Origin of the sequence: Vibrio sp. 10N.222.54.A3 (genome assembly GCF_041474095.1) — a bacterium.
GTDB lineage: Bacteria > Pseudomonadota > Gammaproteobacteria > Enterobacterales > Vibrionaceae > Vibrio > Vibrio crassostreae_C.
Map to the genome: position 1 here is coordinate 68,886 of NZ_JBFRTN010000009.1, position 17,247 is coordinate 86,132.

17 protein-coding genes are annotated in these 17,247 nt (G+C 44.8%); 10 read left to right on the forward strand and 7 right to left on the reverse strand.

What is annotated here, in order from left to right; genetic code table 11:
* The first annotated feature begins 2 nt into the window (after positions 1 to 2).
* Together AB4507_RS02815 and AB4507_RS02820 are read left to right on the forward strand one after the other, a co-directional pair.
* The gene (locus AB4507_RS02815; protein ID WP_004730426.1) at positions 3 to 230 is read left to right on the forward strand and encodes a PAS factor family protein; all 228 of its coding nucleotides are present in this window, start codon (positions 3 to 5) and stop codon (positions 228 to 230) included.
* A gap of 282 nt (positions 231 to 512) precedes the next feature.
* On the forward strand, positions 513 to 695 hold the full coding sequence (locus AB4507_RS02820; RefSeq protein ID WP_004730424.1) for a hypothetical protein: 183 nt from the start codon (positions 513 to 515) through the stop codon (positions 693 to 695).
* Between the two features lie 171 nt (positions 696 to 866).
* Here the strand turns inward: AB4507_RS02820 and AB4507_RS02825 are convergent, their stop codons facing one another.
* The 7 genes from AB4507_RS02825 to AB4507_RS02855 all read right to left on the reverse strand — a co-directional run bounded on the left by AB4507_RS02825 (position 867) and on the right by AB4507_RS02855 (position 10,433).
* Positions 867 to 2,159 carry an alpha/beta fold hydrolase gene (locus AB4507_RS02825; RefSeq protein ID WP_372182200.1) on the reverse strand — a complete coding sequence of 431 codons (1,293 nt, stop codon included), beginning with the start codon at positions 2,157 to 2,159 and terminating at the stop codon, positions 867 to 869.
* Positions 2,160 to 2,555: 396 nt separating this feature from the next.
* Positions 2,556 to 3,293: a DUF3726 domain-containing protein gene (locus AB4507_RS02830; protein ID WP_372182202.1), complete on the reverse strand. Its 738-nt coding sequence runs from the start codon at positions 3,291 to 3,293 to the stop codon at positions 2,556 to 2,558.
* Positions 3,290 to 5,092, reverse strand: a complete 1,803-nt coding sequence (locus tag AB4507_RS02835) for a hypothetical protein (RefSeq protein ID WP_372182204.1) — start codon at positions 5,090 to 5,092, stop codon at positions 3,290 to 3,292. The genes AB4507_RS02830 and AB4507_RS02835 overlap by 4 nt, the downstream gene beginning before the upstream one ends.
* 254 nt (positions 5,093 to 5,346) lie before the next feature.
* Positions 5,347 to 6,954, reverse strand: a complete 1,608-nt coding sequence (locus AB4507_RS02840; protein ID WP_372182206.1) for a BCCT family transporter — start codon at positions 6,952 to 6,954, stop codon at positions 5,347 to 5,349.
* A gap of 230 nt (positions 6,955 to 7,184) precedes the next feature.
* Positions 7,185 to 8,180 carry a membrane dipeptidase gene (locus tag AB4507_RS02845; RefSeq protein ID WP_017060833.1) on the reverse strand — a complete coding sequence of 332 codons (996 nt, stop codon included), beginning with the start codon at positions 8,178 to 8,180 and terminating at the stop codon, positions 7,185 to 7,187.
* 206 nt (positions 8,181 to 8,386) lie between these two features.
* On the reverse strand, positions 8,387 to 9,847 hold the full coding sequence (locus AB4507_RS02850) for an aldehyde dehydrogenase family protein (protein WP_102393758.1): 1,461 nt from the start codon (positions 9,845 to 9,847) through the stop codon (positions 8,387 to 8,389).
* Positions 9,848 to 10,034: 187 nt separating this feature from the next.
* Positions 10,035 to 10,433: a RidA family protein gene (locus AB4507_RS02855; RefSeq protein WP_004730412.1), complete on the reverse strand. Its 399-nt coding sequence runs from the start codon at positions 10,431 to 10,433 to the stop codon at positions 10,035 to 10,037.
* 157 nt (positions 10,434 to 10,590) lie between these two features.
* On the opposite strand from AB4507_RS02855, the gene AB4507_RS02860 reads away from it, so the two are divergent.
* From AB4507_RS02860 to atpG, 8 genes are all read left to right on the forward strand, one after another.
* Complete coding sequence (locus tag AB4507_RS02860) at positions 10,591 to 11,475, forward strand: LysR family transcriptional regulator (protein ID WP_017060836.1); 885 nt, start codon at positions 10,591 to 10,593, stop codon at positions 11,473 to 11,475.
* 717 nt (positions 11,476 to 12,192) lie between these two features.
* The gene (locus AB4507_RS02865) at positions 12,193 to 12,594 is read left to right on the forward strand and encodes a hypothetical protein (protein ID WP_017060837.1); all 402 of its coding nucleotides are present in this window, start codon (positions 12,193 to 12,195) and stop codon (positions 12,592 to 12,594) included.
* Position 12,595: 1 nt separating this feature from the next.
* Positions 12,596 to 13,366 carry a F0F1 ATP synthase subunit A gene (gene atpB / locus AB4507_RS02870; protein WP_017060838.1) on the forward strand — a complete coding sequence of 257 codons (771 nt, stop codon included), beginning with the start codon at positions 12,596 to 12,598 and terminating at the stop codon, positions 13,364 to 13,366.
* A gap of 47 nt (positions 13,367 to 13,413) precedes the next feature.
* Positions 13,414 to 13,650 (forward strand): F0F1 ATP synthase subunit C, encoded by a 237-nt coding sequence (atpE, locus tag AB4507_RS02875; protein ID WP_004730405.1) that lies wholly within the window; start codon positions 13,414 to 13,416, stop codon positions 13,648 to 13,650.
* 54 nt (positions 13,651 to 13,704) lie between these two features.
* Positions 13,705 to 14,175 carry a F0F1 ATP synthase subunit B gene (locus tag AB4507_RS02880; RefSeq protein ID WP_017068483.1) on the forward strand — a complete coding sequence of 157 codons (471 nt, stop codon included), beginning with the start codon at positions 13,705 to 13,707 and terminating at the stop codon, positions 14,173 to 14,175.
* Positions 14,176 to 14,186: 11 nt separating this feature from the next.
* The gene (locus AB4507_RS02885) at positions 14,187 to 14,738 is read left to right on the forward strand and encodes a F0F1 ATP synthase subunit delta (protein ID WP_017060840.1); all 552 of its coding nucleotides are present in this window, start codon (positions 14,187 to 14,189) and stop codon (positions 14,736 to 14,738) included.
* Between the two features lie 9 nt (positions 14,739 to 14,747).
* Complete coding sequence (atpA, locus tag AB4507_RS02890; protein ID WP_104216112.1) at positions 14,748 to 16,289, forward strand: F0F1 ATP synthase subunit alpha; 1,542 nt, start codon at positions 14,748 to 14,750, stop codon at positions 16,287 to 16,289.
* Between the two features lie 46 nt (positions 16,290 to 16,335).
* Complete coding sequence (gene atpG / locus AB4507_RS02895; RefSeq protein WP_017064727.1) at positions 16,336 to 17,205, forward strand: F0F1 ATP synthase subunit gamma; 870 nt, start codon at positions 16,336 to 16,338, stop codon at positions 17,203 to 17,205.
* The last annotated feature ends 42 nt before the right edge of the window (positions 17,206 to 17,247 follow it).

The following is a 17,247-nucleotide window of genomic DNA, read 5'->3' on the forward strand; positions in this document are numbered from 1 at the left end:
TTATGGATACAACTACACTCATCTACGATACGTTGGAAGGCCTGTCGAGCGCAAAGCCTCAGCAACACGCTCAAATCCGCCAAAATCTATATAACCAATTAGATTTATCATTTGAGAAGCAGTTGGCTTTGTATTCATCAGTTCTTGGTCCAGCAAGTGCTGGTAGATTGACCGATTTGGATAGTGCAGTGATGTCTGCACGCAAGATTGTTGGCTTAGAAAACAGCTAAGCAATCTTCAACCTATCTCAACTTTAACGCTGCCATTGTGCAGCGTTTTTTTATGGACGCTATTTACGATAAGTAAGGTTGGTTACGATAAATGCTGTTAGTTGCGATAAATACGGTTAGTTGCGATAAACGCGGTTAAGAAGATAAGTGCAGTTAGGTCTGTTTTTCAAGTTACACGTATTCTCATTTGGTTAATCTTATGTTCCATTTTTAACAGGTGTGTAACCACAATAATGGCGCTAATGTTAGTAGCACGTTAACCACACATCGGATGGAAGAATCATGAGAGTACTTATTGAATATACACAAACAGGCAAATACCGTGATCATGCGTGGGAAGCATTAACGATTCGTTCAAAAGGCGAAATTCAAGCTGTAACTCCCTCTTATGCGGCTCAGCTTATCGAACAGAACCGCGCCAGCTTATCGACCACTGAAAATCAAGATATCGTCATCCAACCTTAAAGGCTTCAAGGGCTACCCCTCCTAGTTCCTTAAATCGAATAGTTCGATGACATAAAAAAACGCTGCATGGGTGCAGCGTTTTCTTGTTTCTGGCGTATCGTATTTCTAACGTAGATAGTTTCTAAAGTAGAAAGCTTCTAACGCATCTTGTTTCTAGTGCAAATAGCTTGATTACTTTGGCAGATTTTCTAACGCTTCCACCATCGTCATTAACTTATCGACAATTCTTTCGCCGTCTACTCGCAAACCATTGTGTTCATATTCATTGGTGATCCACGCTTTCGAGTTTGGAATATTCGCCAGTGTTTCACGGCTGTAATCCAACTCAACGTACATGTCATCGGCGTAAACGGCACACGCCATTGGCACTGTATTCTTGCTCAACTGCTCTGCGTTGTACAAAGTGCCCCAGTCCGACTTTTCAGCCAACATGTTCGCGGCTTCACGCAGTGGCTTCAGCGTTTCAAGTTGGTCGAACATCCATGGGTACACCATTTCACCAGTAAACCAGAACTCACTGCCCGATTGGTAGTTGAAGTGTGGGTACTGCTCACGAACACGATGTGCAGACCAGTTAGACGCTGTACCTTGACAGTAAATCGATTCATGCAAGATTGCGTAAATTGGGTTAGTTAAGTAACCCTGCTCTTGCTGCATTTGATTTAGGAAGCTGTAGCTCAGCTGTCTGTTACCGTTCACTTCAACAAACGCACTCTCCAGTGTGAAATACATTGGAAGGTTTGCTTCGCCGCCACCAAGATTAATACCTATTAGCTGGAACTGTTCAACTGTGAACACCTGACCGTTTGGCAGTCTCACATCGTTGTTGAGCAGGTAATCAGAGATCTCGTGACACATAGCTTGTGCTTGTGGGAACTGAGCAAAGAAAGCTCTGTTTTTGTCTTCTACACGCTTGTAAGTCGCACGATAAACATCGTCAGCTTCTCGTTCAATAGAAGGAATGCCGCCCGTCACATAACAACGCTGCAAGCTCTGTGGGAACAGTGACAAATAGCTCAGTGTACAGAAGCCACCAAAGCTTTGACCAATCGTCGACCATTGCTTAATACCAAACTGTTCACGAATCGCTTCAGCGTCACGAACGATGTTATCCGCTCTGAAATGCGTTAAGTATTCGACTTGTTGTTCTGGAGACAAATGCGCCAAAGTTTCATGGCTGATAACCGTGCTGTTGCCAGTACCACGTTGGTCTAGAAGCAGAACACGGTAGTTTTGTAATGCACGCTTTAGCCAACCCGATTGACCACTCACCCTTGGAGAAGGAAAACCTGGGCCGCCTTGAAAGTAGATCAACCACGGCAGCTCTTGCTCATCTTTAGCGAGATCAACCAGCTCACGTGCGAAGACTTGGATCTGTTGTCCATCTTTGGCTTGATAATCAAGTGGCAACTCGAAAGAGTGCTGACGGTACAGGGTGGTTCCATCAATAAAGTTAGCTTGCACGCTTCATTCCTTTTTATCTGATTCTAAAGTCATTGGTACGAATAAAAATGGCACCCTTTGGCACCGTAGTTAGCAAGATACGCATACTAGCTTGTAAATGAAACCGTTTGTTGAACCTGAATGTGAAGGTACTTCATTAAATCGCCAAATTAGCTTTATACGCGTAACAACTTGTGTCAAAACAGAGAGTTTAAGATGTGATCTATTGAGAAGAAGAACAAAAGTGGGACACAAATAAAAAGAGCTTAACGAGGTGAGGATACGTTAAGCTCTTTGGTTTTATCTGTTGTAAATGAGGTTTTTAGGTTGAACAAGCTCAGGCTTTATAGGTTTAGTTTCTACAAGCCAAAGATCTATAAACTGAGCTTCTGTAACTTATAGCTCTATAAAACAAAGCTAAGAAGCCTCGAGCTCACCTGCACCTTGAATTGAACGTTGGCTGTTTTCAACCAGAATCGCGGTGGCCGTTTCTTTTAATGTCGCCCACTCTGCGTCGTTGACCTCAATGCCATCACGCCACGCGTTTTCTTGTGTCTTAAATAACGACTCCGACGTGACATGTGTTTGGTAGCCATCTGACAAGCGTTCGATATCGAAATCCTGGACGGAAAGCTCGATGGTCATATTGTGGATATGATCGTCCGATGCCAGAGGCAAATCTGATAAAAACAGTTCTGGTGCAACGCAACCACGGTTAAGCACATACAAGGTGCTCTTAGGATTTGAGCCATTATCCCAACGTGCGGTACATGCGATGCCTTTCGCTGCCAGTTTTACAAGCTCACTGTACGCTAACCAACGGTTATGGCAGTTGTTTAGCTCGATTTTCAGCGTCTTTTTACCGACCATTTTTTCAATGGCGTAATCCATCACCACAGGAAGATGACACGCTAAGCTCGCCTTGTGCAGGTCCACTTCAACTGTGTTGTCGCTTGTCACTTGGATGTCTACAGGGCAATCGTCTTCTAGCCCCATAAAGTTGCTCGCATTGTTAAAATGACGAACACCATCCAAGCCAACCATTTGTAAATCTGCCACCATGTTCGCTATCACATCGGCTTCACCACATGTACGACGCATACCCAGAAAGGCTTTATTAACGGCCGCTACCAGTTCATTGTGAGAAACGATCATAACGATTTACCTCCATGTTGAGCGTTGATATGTGTAGGAACTTTATTTGAGTCAGCGATCTCCGCTTCACTTGGTAAGATTGGGAACACCCATTCGTCCTGATGAATTTCATCAAGCAACGGTGCACCTTGGAAAAACGTCACTCGTACCCAACGGTCTGAGCGAGGATCAAACTTAGTCGCACCAAACATTGCTAGCTTGCAACGCAGCAAGTGCATTGGTGGCGAGTCTTGGTGCAGCACGTTCATTTGAATGTCGCCCATCGCCTTGTTACCTAGCGTCCATACACGGCGCGCAATGGCACGATGCTGGGGCTGCTTAACAAGAAACTCTGCCAATGAAAGCTCTGGCGCGAATGGCAATAAAGCATGGTACAAGCGGTAAGCTTGACGGCCGATATCTAACGGCAGTTCACGCTCTTCGCCGAGTTCCTCGCCTCGAACACCTAGTCTTGGCTCTTCTTTGTCTTGAGAGCGATACCAGAACCAGTAGTTATTTTCTGCTTTCGTAAAGTCGATGGTGATTGCCCAACGGTACTTTTCTTCTAACACAACCAAAAGGTCTTGGATCTTTTTGCCACTAGGAAGCGAGAGTGTTTCGCTACAATTCATATGCTCTTGATGGGCGTCCACTAATTCTGGGTACAATTCCATCAAGCATGAGATAAGGATTTCTTGGGCTTCCATACTCATGTGCTTAGATTGTTCAACTAACTGCGCCCATGTATCGCAATGGTTTACAGAAGCTTCTAGTGACTGTTCTGCGTGTTTTAACTCATCAACAGCGGTTTTGTTCAACTCTTGCTGGTTTTCATTGATGGTAACAACCTGTTCTAAATGACAAATCGCTTTTTTAACGTATCTACGTAGTGGCTCGATCAACGCCGTATCGGTCTGACTAGCCAACACGTCCGCCAATGCATGCTCACGTGTTGTCATCCATTGATCGACAATACTTGGGTGGTTAATAAGGTATGGCGCCATACCTAAACCAGTCGCATTACCCACACCAAGGTAACGTTGTAATCCTCTGTGCAAGGTAATCGCTTGTTCGCCGCCCTGCTGCTCAGCTAGGTAATGAACCCAATCTAGGCTGAACTCACGCAGCATATAAACCGCACACATTTGCGCACTAAACGACTGATTAAAATCTTCATTTTTCTCTAAGATTTTAAAGTCAGCAATACCAAATTTGCCATTACCGTATACCGCTGTCGTTCGCAGGATGTAACCCACTTCAGCCAGCTCTTTTGGCGTTGGTTGAACACCTTTAGCCAAGTGACTAACGATATGTTCAAACACACGTACACTTTTGTTTGCACGCGCCAACACAAGCACGTTATTTGGATTACGGCCTGCTTCTTGAAGCGGTACATTCGCACGAAGTCTTTCAAGTAGGGCGACATCAACATCACCAAGAACAAGCGCAAACGTTACGTCCCACTTTTCAGCAATTACACGGTCATTTCGTTCGTCATCTGCAATCTCATCGCAGAAAACAACCAAATGATAAACATGGTTTGGCGTCGCAAGCTTATAGATAACATGACCAAAACCTTGAGCGTCTAATTGCCATTCATGTTTGGTCACTTTCCATTCTTGTTGCGCCATTTTACGAATCAGAGTTCTAACGAAGCTGATACGTGTTTGGTGCATTGCACCTAGCCTTTCCGGTGCCATGACGACAGTCGCGTCACGTAGTGCTGATTCAGTGTAGGTAGAACGATGTGCATCCATTTTGCTCACCACCTTATAGTTATAGGATTTTGCTAGCCATTCAGAACCGATCGTTGCCATCATTTGAAGCATTCGTTGTTACAGTGTGTTGGTTAGCTTTCACGTTATTTGGGGCAAGCGAGCTCACCCCTTATTATTTGTCCTGACTAGATCGATTGACCTAAATACGTGCCGCCCGGTGTATCTTCACCAGTACGGTTTTTATCTTCCTTCCGGAATCTTGTATCAGCCTTCTTTCAAAGGCTCACACCTTGTTTATCTTCAGTTTTTAGAGAGCTTTATCTCTACATTTTCTTCTTTATACCGGCATTGATGTTTTATAAGCCTTGATCTTTCGCCATCTTGATTGCGATTTGAGGTGCATTCCAAAGTGATGGCAGCAAGATTAAGGACACCGGTACCGCTGTGATAACTATGAATGATTGCAGCGCTGAAATACCGCCGGAACCTAGGGAAATCAGAATCAATGCTGTTACCCCCATCATCACACCCCAGAAAGTACGAATAATTGCGTTAGGCTCTGTCTCACCGCTGACTACCACACTGATGGTGTAAGTCATTGAGTCACCTGTCGTTACGATGAAGATCGTCGTCAAGATCAAGAACAGAATAGAGATAAGCATTGGCATTGGTAGTTGCTGAGTTACTGCCAGTAGCGCGCCAGGTAAATTAAAGCCTTCGAACGCTTTACTTACACTGCCTGGATCTGCAATTTCGAACGCAAGACCAGAGCCGCCAACAATCGTGAACCAGAAGCAAGTAACAAACGGTGCAATCAAGCTAATCGTTGATACCAATTGGCGAATACTACGACCGCGTGAAATACGTGCGATGAAGATTGCCATCATTGGGCCGTAACCTAAGAACCAACCCCAGAAGAATACTGTCCACCAGCTCAACCAACCTTCGTCACCGCGGTATGTTGCCATCGGGATGAAGTTATCAATCATGCTCCCTACACCTTGGATGTAGCCATTGAAGATGAAGTTCGTTGGGCCAAAGATAAGGATGTAAACCATCAATGCCATCGCCAAAATTACGTTGTAACGGCTTAGCATTTGCATTCCGCGGTTAAGACCACTTAATGCCGACAGTGTGTAAAGCACGATAGCGAACAAGATGATGATCAGCTGTGTTGTGAAGCCATCTGGAATACCAAACAGTTCGTTCAGCGCGTAGCTCACTTGCAAGCCCAAGAAGCCGATAGGACCAATGGTGCCCGCCGCTACTGCGACAATACAACATGCATCAATCAATGCGCCGGTGTGACCTTTCAATGCTCGCTCGCCTAAAACTGGGTAAAGCAAAATACGAGGTTTAAGCGGTAAGCCTTTGTCGTAGTGAAGGTGCATCACCACAATAGACGTTAAGCTACCGACAATGGCCCATGCTAGAAAACCCCAGTGCATGAAGGATTGCGATAAAGCATTCACCGCGCCTTGCTGTGCGTTTTCTTGTGCGCCGTACAATGGTGGTGGGCTAACGTAGTGAGCGATAGGCTCTGCTGCTGCCCAAAATACACCGCCACCTGCCAGTAGCGTACAGAAGATGATCGCCATCCAACGGAAGCCGTCCATTTCAGGTTTAGCGATGCCGCCTAGGATAACCTTGCCTGTTCGCCCTGCCGCCAGGCCAAGACCAATAAGAAAAGTCAGAAGAAGAAGCATTTGCCAGTAAGGACCGAATACTTTTACAGACCATGCAAAGCCCGTATTTACTAGGCTTGATAACAGCTCGCCATCAAATAGAGCAAGTGCCACGAACAGAGCGATAAAACCGCCGCTGTACCAAAGTGCTGGGTTGGATAGGCCTAATTTGTCTGACGTAGACTCAGACTCGTTTGTGTTGCTTTTTGCATTAATTGTTGTGTGTGCTTGACCCGCATTTAAGCTTGAAGATTTCACGCTATTGGTTAAATCAGACATACTCTGACTCCAGAGGTTTCTTTGCAGCTGTCATTTGAATGATAACTACAAGGGTGTATTTAACACCTGCCCTATTGTTTTTTGTGTTGGGCAGGCTGATCCATGTTTGGGTTACCGCGTTGCGAAATAGACCGTTGTTCCTTTTGAATAGTGAAATTGGTTTAAGCAGCACTTGCTTATTGAACGTTTGTTAGAAGGCTGCTAATTCGATGATGGCTCGCGAGAAACCGTTAACCCTTGGTTTGAGGCTCTAGGCCATCTTTCAAGAAGTTAAACCAGTTTTCTCCCAAGACTTGCCCAGCTTCAGACTCGCTGAAACCATGACGCATCAATCCGTTATATATGTTTTCCATACCCGCACTACCACAGAACCAAGGCAACGCATCTGGCCAACCTGAGTTGTTCGCAGAGCCTTCGCCGTAGTCCATTGCTTTAGACCAACGACCATTTCTCATCCATTCAAGAACGGCTTGAGGTTGGTTTAAGCATAGGTCACTGCCAATACCGAGGTGCTCTACGCCGACCATGTCAGCCGTAGTCGCAACCATCTGGCAGAAATCTTCCAAGGTACATTGGCTGCCGTTTGGTAGGTGGAATGGGTACAAGCTGAATCCGATTAAGCCGCCGCGTGCGGTTAGAGCTTTAATTACATCGTTTGATTTATTTCGTAGTGCATCATGAGCAAACGTCGGGTTCGCATGGCTGATACAAATAGGACGAGAAGACAAGTCGATAGCTTCAAGTGTTGAGCGCTCTGCACTGTGAGACATATCTATGATCATGCCCACTCGGTTCATCTCTTCGATGGCTTGTTTACCAAAGCGAGTAATACCTGTGTCGTTCTTCTCGTAGCAACCCGTCGCCAATAAGCTCTGGTTGTTGTACGTCAGTTGCATGATCAAAAGACCTTGCTTACGCATCACTTCGATAAGACCGATCTCATCGTCGATTGGAGAACAGTTTTGAGCACCAAGGAAAATGCCGACTTTGCCAGTCGCTTTTGCAGTCTCGACATCAGCCATTGAGTGAATCGGCATGATAAGGTCTGCGTTCTGCTCGAATCTTAAATTCCATTCTGCAAAGCGAGATAAGGTTTCACGAGCCGTCTCGTGGTAAACCGCGGTAGCGTGAACTGCTGTAATGCCGCTCGCCTTTAGTGTTTGGAAATATTCTCTGTTCCAATTGCAGTATTGCAATCCATCTATAACAATCCGTTGCTGGTACATAACCACTCCTATTGAAAGCTCAGTGTTCTAGCTCGGTTTTGAAAACACGCTCAAATAACATGTTTTCAAAAATGGGTTAAATCACTTGTCTAAGTTCGTTTGCTGCTTTGGTTTGAATGTTGGCCTGACTCTGTGAATCAGGCCAATTCGATAGCTGGATAGCTAGGAAGTTAATTCAGCTATCCAATTCTTATTTAGAAAGTGGATTAGTAAGGACGTTGGTAAGCCGTCTTAACCACTGTGTAGAACTCTTTCGCGTATTGACCTTGCTCACGAGGACCGAAGCTAGACTCTTTACGACCACCAAACGGTACGTGGTAATCCGTGCCTGCTGTTGGTAGGTTGACCATCACACAACCGGTCTGCGCTTGTTGCTTGAACATTGCGCTAGTACGTAGGCTCTGAGTAATGATGCCGCCTGTTAGACCGAAGCGAGTGTCGTTGGTTGTCGCAATCGCTTCTTCTAGGTCAGCGACACGAATCACACTTGCCATTGGTGCGAACACTTCCTCTTGGTTCACTTCCCAATCGTTCTTAGTGTTCAAGAACAACGTTGGAGACATGTAGAAACCTTCGTGTTGCATGCTCAAGCGTTCGCCACCGAATGCCAGTTCACCGCCGCTTTGACGCGCTTTCTCAACCCAACCTAGGTTTGCTTCAAGCTGGTTTCCGTCAACAACTGGGCCCATGAAAACGCCTTCCTCTAATGCGTGACCCACTTTCAGCTCGCTCATACGTTTAATCAGTGCTTCAACGTACTGGTCGTGGATACTATCCATAACAACAAGACGAGAAGACGCTGTACATTTTTGACCTGCACCAGAGAAAGAGCCGGCAATAGTTGCTTCAACTGCGGTTTGGATATCTGCATCATCAGCGATAACCAGCGCGTTCTTACTGCCCATTTCCAGTTGGCAACGAACGAAGTTTGGTGCGGTAGCCGCTGCCACTTTACGACCCGTGTCAACAGAACCGGTAAAGCTCACACCGTTCACTTCTTTAGAGTTGATCAGTGCATCACCGACTGTTGAACCGCTACCCAATACAAGGTTAAACGTACCTGCAGGGATACCTTGGCGATGGATGATCTCAGTAAGCGCAACCGCACTTGCTGGTGTTAGGTTTGCTGGTTTCCAGATAACACTGTTACCGAAAGCCAATGCTGGAGCAATTTTCCAAGCTGCTGTTGCTGTCGGGAAGTTCCAAGGAGAGATAATGCCGATAACGCCCACCGCTTCGCGAGTCACTTCAACAGAAACACCCGGGCGTACAGAATCTGCGTTGTCACCAATTTGGCGAAGCACTTCAGCCGCAAAGTATTGGAAGAACTGACCTGCACGGTAAATCTCACCGCGACCTTCAGCAAAAGGCTTACCTTCTTCACGAGATAGCAAAGTGCCCAGCTCATCACAACGGGCAATCAGCTCATCACCAATCGCTTGAAGCACCGTTTGCTTGCGTTCAATCGGCGTTTTTTCCCACTCTGGTTGAGCGTGTTTCGCCGCTGAAATCGCTTGTTGAACTTGTTCAGCACTTGCTTGTGCAAAGTTGCCAATATTTTCAGAAATATCTGATGGGTTAATGTTCGCTACGGTGCTTACACCCGCTTGCCATTCGCCGCCAATGTAAAGTGCGTTTTCTGCTTGAACATTCTGTAAGTGAGTCATCATTCTGTCCTTGTAACGTTAGGTTGCGGTTGAGTCTGGCAACCATCGGATTAATTAATAAATTGTTAATTTATATAGAGAATAAGTATTGATTTTGTATCTAAACGTAAAACTATTCGCTTGTATCAGTAAAGATCTGCGTAGACAAACAGCTTTGATTGGCAAATTGCCTCAGTTCACAGTCCATTTATTCAGGTTGAGACGCCGATGCATAAACCACGAACTCAACCAACATCTCTTCTCTAGCTAGCCCTGCAACAACGACTGCTGCACGATTTGGATAAGGTGCGTTGAAGTATTCTCCGTATACGCTGTTTACCGTTTTCAGGTATTCACGGTCAGTCACGTAAATCAGAACCTGCAGCACAGAATCCATCGATTCGCCTGCACACTCCAAGGTATGAACAAGGTTGTTAAAAGTCTGACGCGTTTGCGCTTCAATACCGCCTTCTACTACTGCGCCAGTTTCATCAATTGGAATCTGCGCGGTGTATAGAGTGCCGTTATTAACGATTGCCCACTCTAGGGGTGCTTTTGAAGCGAAAAGCTCGGTTTTTACTGGGTGTTTTTTAGTTTGTGCGTTCACGATTCCATCCAACTTTGTAACAACTATGTTTCAAGATAGTTAAATACTGCACCTTGACGACTGATAAATCTAACGGTAAATTTTGTGCATTTGATAAATAAAATCTATCACCTTGCAAAAAGTAAGGTATAGCAAGGGCTAGAGAAGGATCGGAGTCATGAGTATTAAGCTACAACAGTTAAAACATTTCGTTTTGGTGGTCGAAGAAGGTGGATTTAGAGCGGCATCTCACCGTGCAAATCGATCGCAAGCGGCACTTTCGACTTCGATAAAAGAGTTGGAAAAAATACTCGGCCAACCTCTGTTTGAAACAGGCAACAAATCGACACTGACGCCTTTTGGAGAAATATGTTTGCCCAAGATCATTCAATTTCTGAACGTTTACAAAGCATTAGACAATGACTTACGCGCAGCGGCAGCAGGACAACAAGGAAGAGTTCGAATAGCGAGCGTGCCTTCGGTGGCCGCAAAACTCATCCCTAGTGTTTTAGGGGCATTTTGTGAGCAGTACCCGAATGTAGAAGTGAGTTTGATTGATGATAATGCGGCAGGGGTAGAAGCAAGATTACTCTCTGGCGAGGTGGATGTTGCCCTCGGTAATAGCTCCCATTTAGAAGAAGAGAGCATCGACTTCACGCCTTTGCTTTCTGATCCTATCGGTGTGGTGTGCCTCAAAGATAACCCTATCGCCTCTCAACGGGAAGGAATCGAATGGCAAACCTTGTTAAAGCAGCCCTTCATTCGTAACGGGACTTGCACCCTACTGGACCCAACACCTGCGCGCATGCTCAGCGAACAAGCCCTGTACTCTGTCGAGAACATTACCTCGCTTTTTTCGGTGTTAGAGCTCGGGATAGGCGTGACCACGCTACCTAAGCTGGCTTTCCCAACCAATGAAACCCGCTTGGTGTGGATTCCGCTAATTGACCCACCCTTGCAACGACAAATCGGCATTTTCAGACTGTCTGATCGTACGATCTCGCCACAAGCACAGGCTTTCCATGACTTATGTATTCAATACCTCAGTTATGAAGAGTCATAAGAGAGCCTAGATTAAGTAAATTAGGCAGCGCTCTGCTGCCATTTACTTCCTCAAAACTCGGTGTTTCTTCTCCGCACCATGCTTCTCGCACACCCAGTCCCCCATTTCACTCCTATATCATCAACATTTAGGCGCTGAATTTTCACTCTCGCGCACGCAAATAGTGACAAGCTGACGACAATATAAAAAATATTCGCTTATTGATAAGGAGCGACGTACGTTTAATTTACCAGAAAAACCAGATCTTCCATCATTGCCTCAAACAAGCTTAACCCCTACCAAAATCACACTTCACAACTCAGCTTGTAAATGAACCTAAGTGTTTGAATAGTCTTAATTGATAAGATCATAAGTTGAAAATTTAGCTCGCTACTCCCTTCTAAAAAGACCCTCTTTTTCACAAGGATAAAGCATCTTAAATATTCATGAATAAAGTGATAGAACTATTACTTTCATAAATGAAAAACATTCATTTCAAAAATGGAATTATTGATATCAATATTTGTCGTTTTGATCACATAATTTTAGGCGTAGTTTATATTTTGTCGAAACGAGAGCGAACTAGTTTATATCGTTCTATTTCGTCAGGAGATATAAGACCAGCAAGATTATCTCTTTGTTAACAAGCAAAGTTTTATTAACAAGTAAATGCGAGTAGCAAGACATATTCAAACTGTGTTTTATATGAGCTTACACTGTTAAATATAAGGTTTTATTATGAGGCTTAATGGGATAAGTGGTGACATTCTTGTTGCTGCTAAAAGAGTTGTTCTCTGCCAAGTAGTATTAGCCGTCGGTGTAGTTTTATATGAAGTGTTTTTTGGTAATAAAGTAGATATGGAATCGTCGGCTTTGGGTATCGGAATTGCGATGCTACCTCCGCTGTTTGGTTTTATATATGCAAGCCTAAAGGTGCGCAAGAATCCTAATTATAGTTTACGTGACTTAATGCAAATGAGTCGTGTCGTGAAAATAACTTATACGTTCTTAATGTTTATCTTGGCGTTCCAGTTTTTCAAATTGGATAACCCAGTAATATTGTACGCATATATTCTCACTATGGTTGGGTACTTCTTAACACCATTTATTACTGCCTCTACAAGATCGGAGTACGTGTAGTATGGATCAAGTAACTACCGCTCACGAATACATAGAGCATCACTTAACCTTCTTAACTACAGGTGATGGTTTCTGGGCGTTCAACATCGACTCGATGTTGGTATCTTGGATTACGGGTTTACTGTTTATTGGAGCTTTTCGATACGTAGTGACTAAGGGCACCAGCGGTGTTCCAGGTCGATTTCAATGTTTTATCGAACTGATATTTGATTTTGTAAACAACCTAGTAAAAGAGATTTTTCAAGCGGAGGATAAATTAATAGGGCCACTGGCATTAACCACTTTTGTTTGGGTGTTGTTAATGAACGCGGTCGATTTATTACCAATAGATTTCATACCAGCATTAAGTCGTGCAATGGGTCTAGAACACTTTAGAGATCTACCAACGGCGGACGTAAATATTCCAATGTCGATGGCACTCGGTGTATTTATCTTACTGTTGACTTATACATTTAAAAATAAAGGATTGAAAGGCTTTATCAAAGAGCTTACTACGCAGCCATTTGATAACCCTCTTTTATACCCTGTTAACTTAGTTCTTGAATTAATAACATTAATTTCAAAACCTATATCACTAGGCTTACGATTATTTGGAAACATGTATGCAGGTGAGATGATATTTATTCTGATCGCATTAATGCCATGGTGGATGCAATGGGCACTGAGTGTTCCTTGGGCACTATTCCACATATTAATCGTATTCTTGCAAGCATTTATATTTATGGTACTGACCGTTGTTTATTTAGGTATGGCAACAGAAGAACACCACTAATTAATAACTAAAAAATTTAACTAAAAAATTATTTATCGGAGATACAAATGGATATCGTAAGCGCAGTTTTATATGTAGCAGGTGCATTACTGATCGGTTTAGGTGCAGCAGGTGCAGCATCTGGTATTGGTAACTTAGCAGGTAAATACCTTGAAGGTGTTGCGCGTCAACCAGACCTTACTCCAATGCTTCGTACTCAATTCTTCATCATGATGGGTCTTGTGGATGCAGTACCGATGATCGGTGTTGGTATCGGTCTATACATCATCTTCGCCGTGGCTTAATCAAACCGCTTTGAAAGATCGATTTATACATAATCAAGATTTAGTGAGGAAGGTATGAACTTAAATGCAAGCATGTTTGGACAAGCAATCTCATTCGTGATTTTTGTTTGGCTCTGCATGAAATATGTATGGCCCCCTCTCACCGCGATGTTAGACGAGCGCCAAAAAGAAATCGCTGATGGTTTACGCCACTCAGAGAACGCTGCGAAAGAGCTAGAACTAGCAAAATCAAATGGCGCGCAACTCATCGAAGATGCAAGAAAAGATGTGACTGAACTGATTGAACAGGGCCGAAAACGCCGCAATGAAATCATCAGCTTAGCGCAACAAGAAGCCGAGCAAGAAAAGGCACGCATCTTAGAACAAGGTAGAGCTGAGCTAGAAGGCGAACGCCAAAAGATACGCCGTGAACTTCAGGCAGATATGGCAGACGCAGTAATTCAAAGTGCACAGAAACTGATTAGCAAAAACCTAGATTCCGCAACGAACCGAGCGCTAGTTGACCAAATGATTAGCGAACTCTAAGGAGAGGCAATATGTCAGATTACACCAATATTGCTCATCCCTACGCCAAAGCATCGTTTGAATTTGCTTTAGGTGAAAACCAGTTACAAGAGTGGCACTCAATGCTGTCCATTCTTGTGGCTGTCGCGGAAGAAGAAACGATCGCTAGTCAGATTTCTTCAGCAGAAGGTGCTTCTACACACCAAACAGAAGAGCTGGCAAACCTCATCATTCATATTTGCCAAGGACTCGTTGATGACCACGTCATTAATCTCATTCGAGTCTTGGCCGAGAACGGCCGCCTTTCTGTTGTAAGAGACCTGTTTGAATTGTACTGCGAGCTAAAGGACGAACATGAACGTGTAGTGCCTGTCACTGTCACCAGTTCAGAAATGCTGACACAAGATCAAGTTACGTCACTAACAGCTGCACTTGAGAAGAAATTAGAGCGTCAGGTTGAAATGAAGCAGGTTATTGATGACACGTTAGTGGGTGGAATGGTCATCAAAGCGGGTGAAACCGTTATCGATGGTTCTTTAAACACATCAATTGACCGATTGGCTCATCAACTTCACGCGAGATAGGTAACAATTATGCAATTAAATTCAAATGAAATCAGCGATCTAATAAAAGAACGCATCTCGAAATTTAATGTGAGCACAGAGGCTCGCAATGAAGGCACTATCGTATCGGTTCGTGATGGCATCATCACAATCAATGGCCTTGCTGATGTTATGCAAGGCGAGATGATTGAGCTACCAGGTGGCAAATACGCACTCGCACTTAACCTCGATACCCACTCAGTAGGTGCGGTGGTTATGGGCCCCTACACTGACCTATCTGAAGGTATGAAAGTGAAAGGTACAGGTCGTATCTTGGAAGTCCCCGTCGGTAACGGTCTTCTTGGCCGTGTTGTGAACACATTAGGCGAGCCAATCGATGGCAAAGGCCCAGTAAGTTGTGACCGACTCGACCCTGTAGAAGTGATTGCACCCGGTGTAATCGAACGTAAGTCTGTTGATCAGCCAATTCAAACTGGCTATAAAGCGGTTGATACCATGGTGCCAATCGGTCGTGGTCAACGTGAACTTATCATCGGTGACCGTCAGACGGGTAAAACAGCGTTAGCTATCGATGCGATCATCAATCAGAAAGATTCTGGCATCAAATGTGTGTATGTGGCGATTGGCCAAAAAGCCTCCACTATCGCTAACGTGGTTCGTAAACTCGAAGACCACGATGCGCTAAAAAACACCATCGTAGTCGTGGCATCAGCATCAGAGTCTGCAGCACTTCAATACCTAGCACCTTATGCCGGTTGCACTATGGGTGAGTACTTCCGTGACCGCGGTGAAGATGCACTGATCATCTATGATGACCTATCAAAACAAGCCGTTGCTTACCGTCAAATCTCGTTGCTATTGAAACGCCCACCGGGTCGTGAAGCCTTCCCTGGCGACGTATTCTACCTTCACTCACGCCTTCTAGAACGTGCAGCACGAGTGAATGCAGAGTATGTAGAGAAGTTCACTAACGGTGAAGTGAAAGGTCAAACTGGCTCATTAACGGCGCTTCCGATCATTGAAACTCAAGCGGGTGACGTATCAGCGTTTGTACCAACCAACGTAATCTCAATCACCGATGGTCAGGTTTTCCTTCAAACCCAATTGTTTAACTCAGGCTTACGTCCTGCAGTAGACCCAGGTATCTCGGTATCTCGTGTGGGTGGTGCGGCGCAATGCAAGATCATCAAGAAACTGTCTGGTGGTATCCGTACTTCATTAGCTCAATATCGCGAGCTGGCGGCCTTTGCTCAGTTCTCTTCTGACTTAGATGAGATGACGCGCAAACAGCTAGACCATGGTGAGCGTGTTACCGAATTAATGAAGCAAAAACAATACTCTCCAATGTCAGTCGCTGAGCAAGCAACGGTTATCTACGCAGCAGAGAAAGGCTACTTGGCCGGTGTTGAGCTAAACAACATTGCCCGTTTTGAAGAAGAGCTGATTGCTTATGCCAAAGGTCAGAACCCTGCGTTGTTCGAAAAAATCAACGCGACAGGCGATTACAATGACGAAATCGACGGTGCTCTTAAAGAGATCCTAGAAGGTTTTGTTGGGATGAAAGCTTGGTAAGTGCTCCGGTTTGTTAGCTGGAAATCAAAACAAATAGGAGCAGATTATGGCAAGTACTAAAGAAATTCGCACCAAGATAGCCAGTGTTAGTAACACTCAGAAAATCACTAGCGCAATGGAAATGGTTGCAGCAAGTAAGATGCGCAAGGTTCAAGACAACATGACGCTAACTCGGCCCTACGCCGAGAACATGCGAAAAGTTATCTCTCATGTTGCATCGGGTTCCCTGGAGTACCAGCACCCTTACCTGCAACAGCGTGAACCTAAGCGTGTCGCTTACATCATTATCTCGTCCGATCGCGGCTTGTGTGGTGGCTTGAACTCAAACTTGTTCAAGAAAGTGTTAGAAGAAATGGAGCAATGGCGCACCAAGGGAGTCGAGGTAGAAACAACCTTAGTGGGATCTAAGGCTATCTCGTTCTTCCAACGCGGCGGCAACGTTATTGCACAAACGTCAGGTCTTGGCGATACACCTAAGTTAGAAGACATCTTAGGTACGGTGAATGCGATGCTCGGGCATTACGACGAAGGTAAAATCGATAGCTTGTATCTCGTTTACAACCAGTTCGTCAACACCATGGTTCAAGCGCCAACGACCTTGCAGTTGCTCCCCCACCCTTCGGATTCTGAGGAAGGTGGTGAGCCTAAAAAAGCGCGTCGTTGGGACTACATCTATGAGCAAGCACCCAAAGACATACTCTCAGAACTGTTACATCGATACATCGAATCGCAAGTGTATCAAGGCATCGTAGAGAGCATTGCCTGTGAGCAAGCAGCCCGAATGGTCGCTATGAAAGCGGCGACTGATAACGCAGGCCAACTCATTGATGACTTGCAGTTGGTCTACAACAAGGCGCGTCAGGCTGCCATTACCCAAGAGCTGAGTGAAATAGTCTCAGGTGCCCAAGCTGTCTAGGGCTAGAAAAGACTGGGTCAAGAACAGAATTTGAGGATTTAA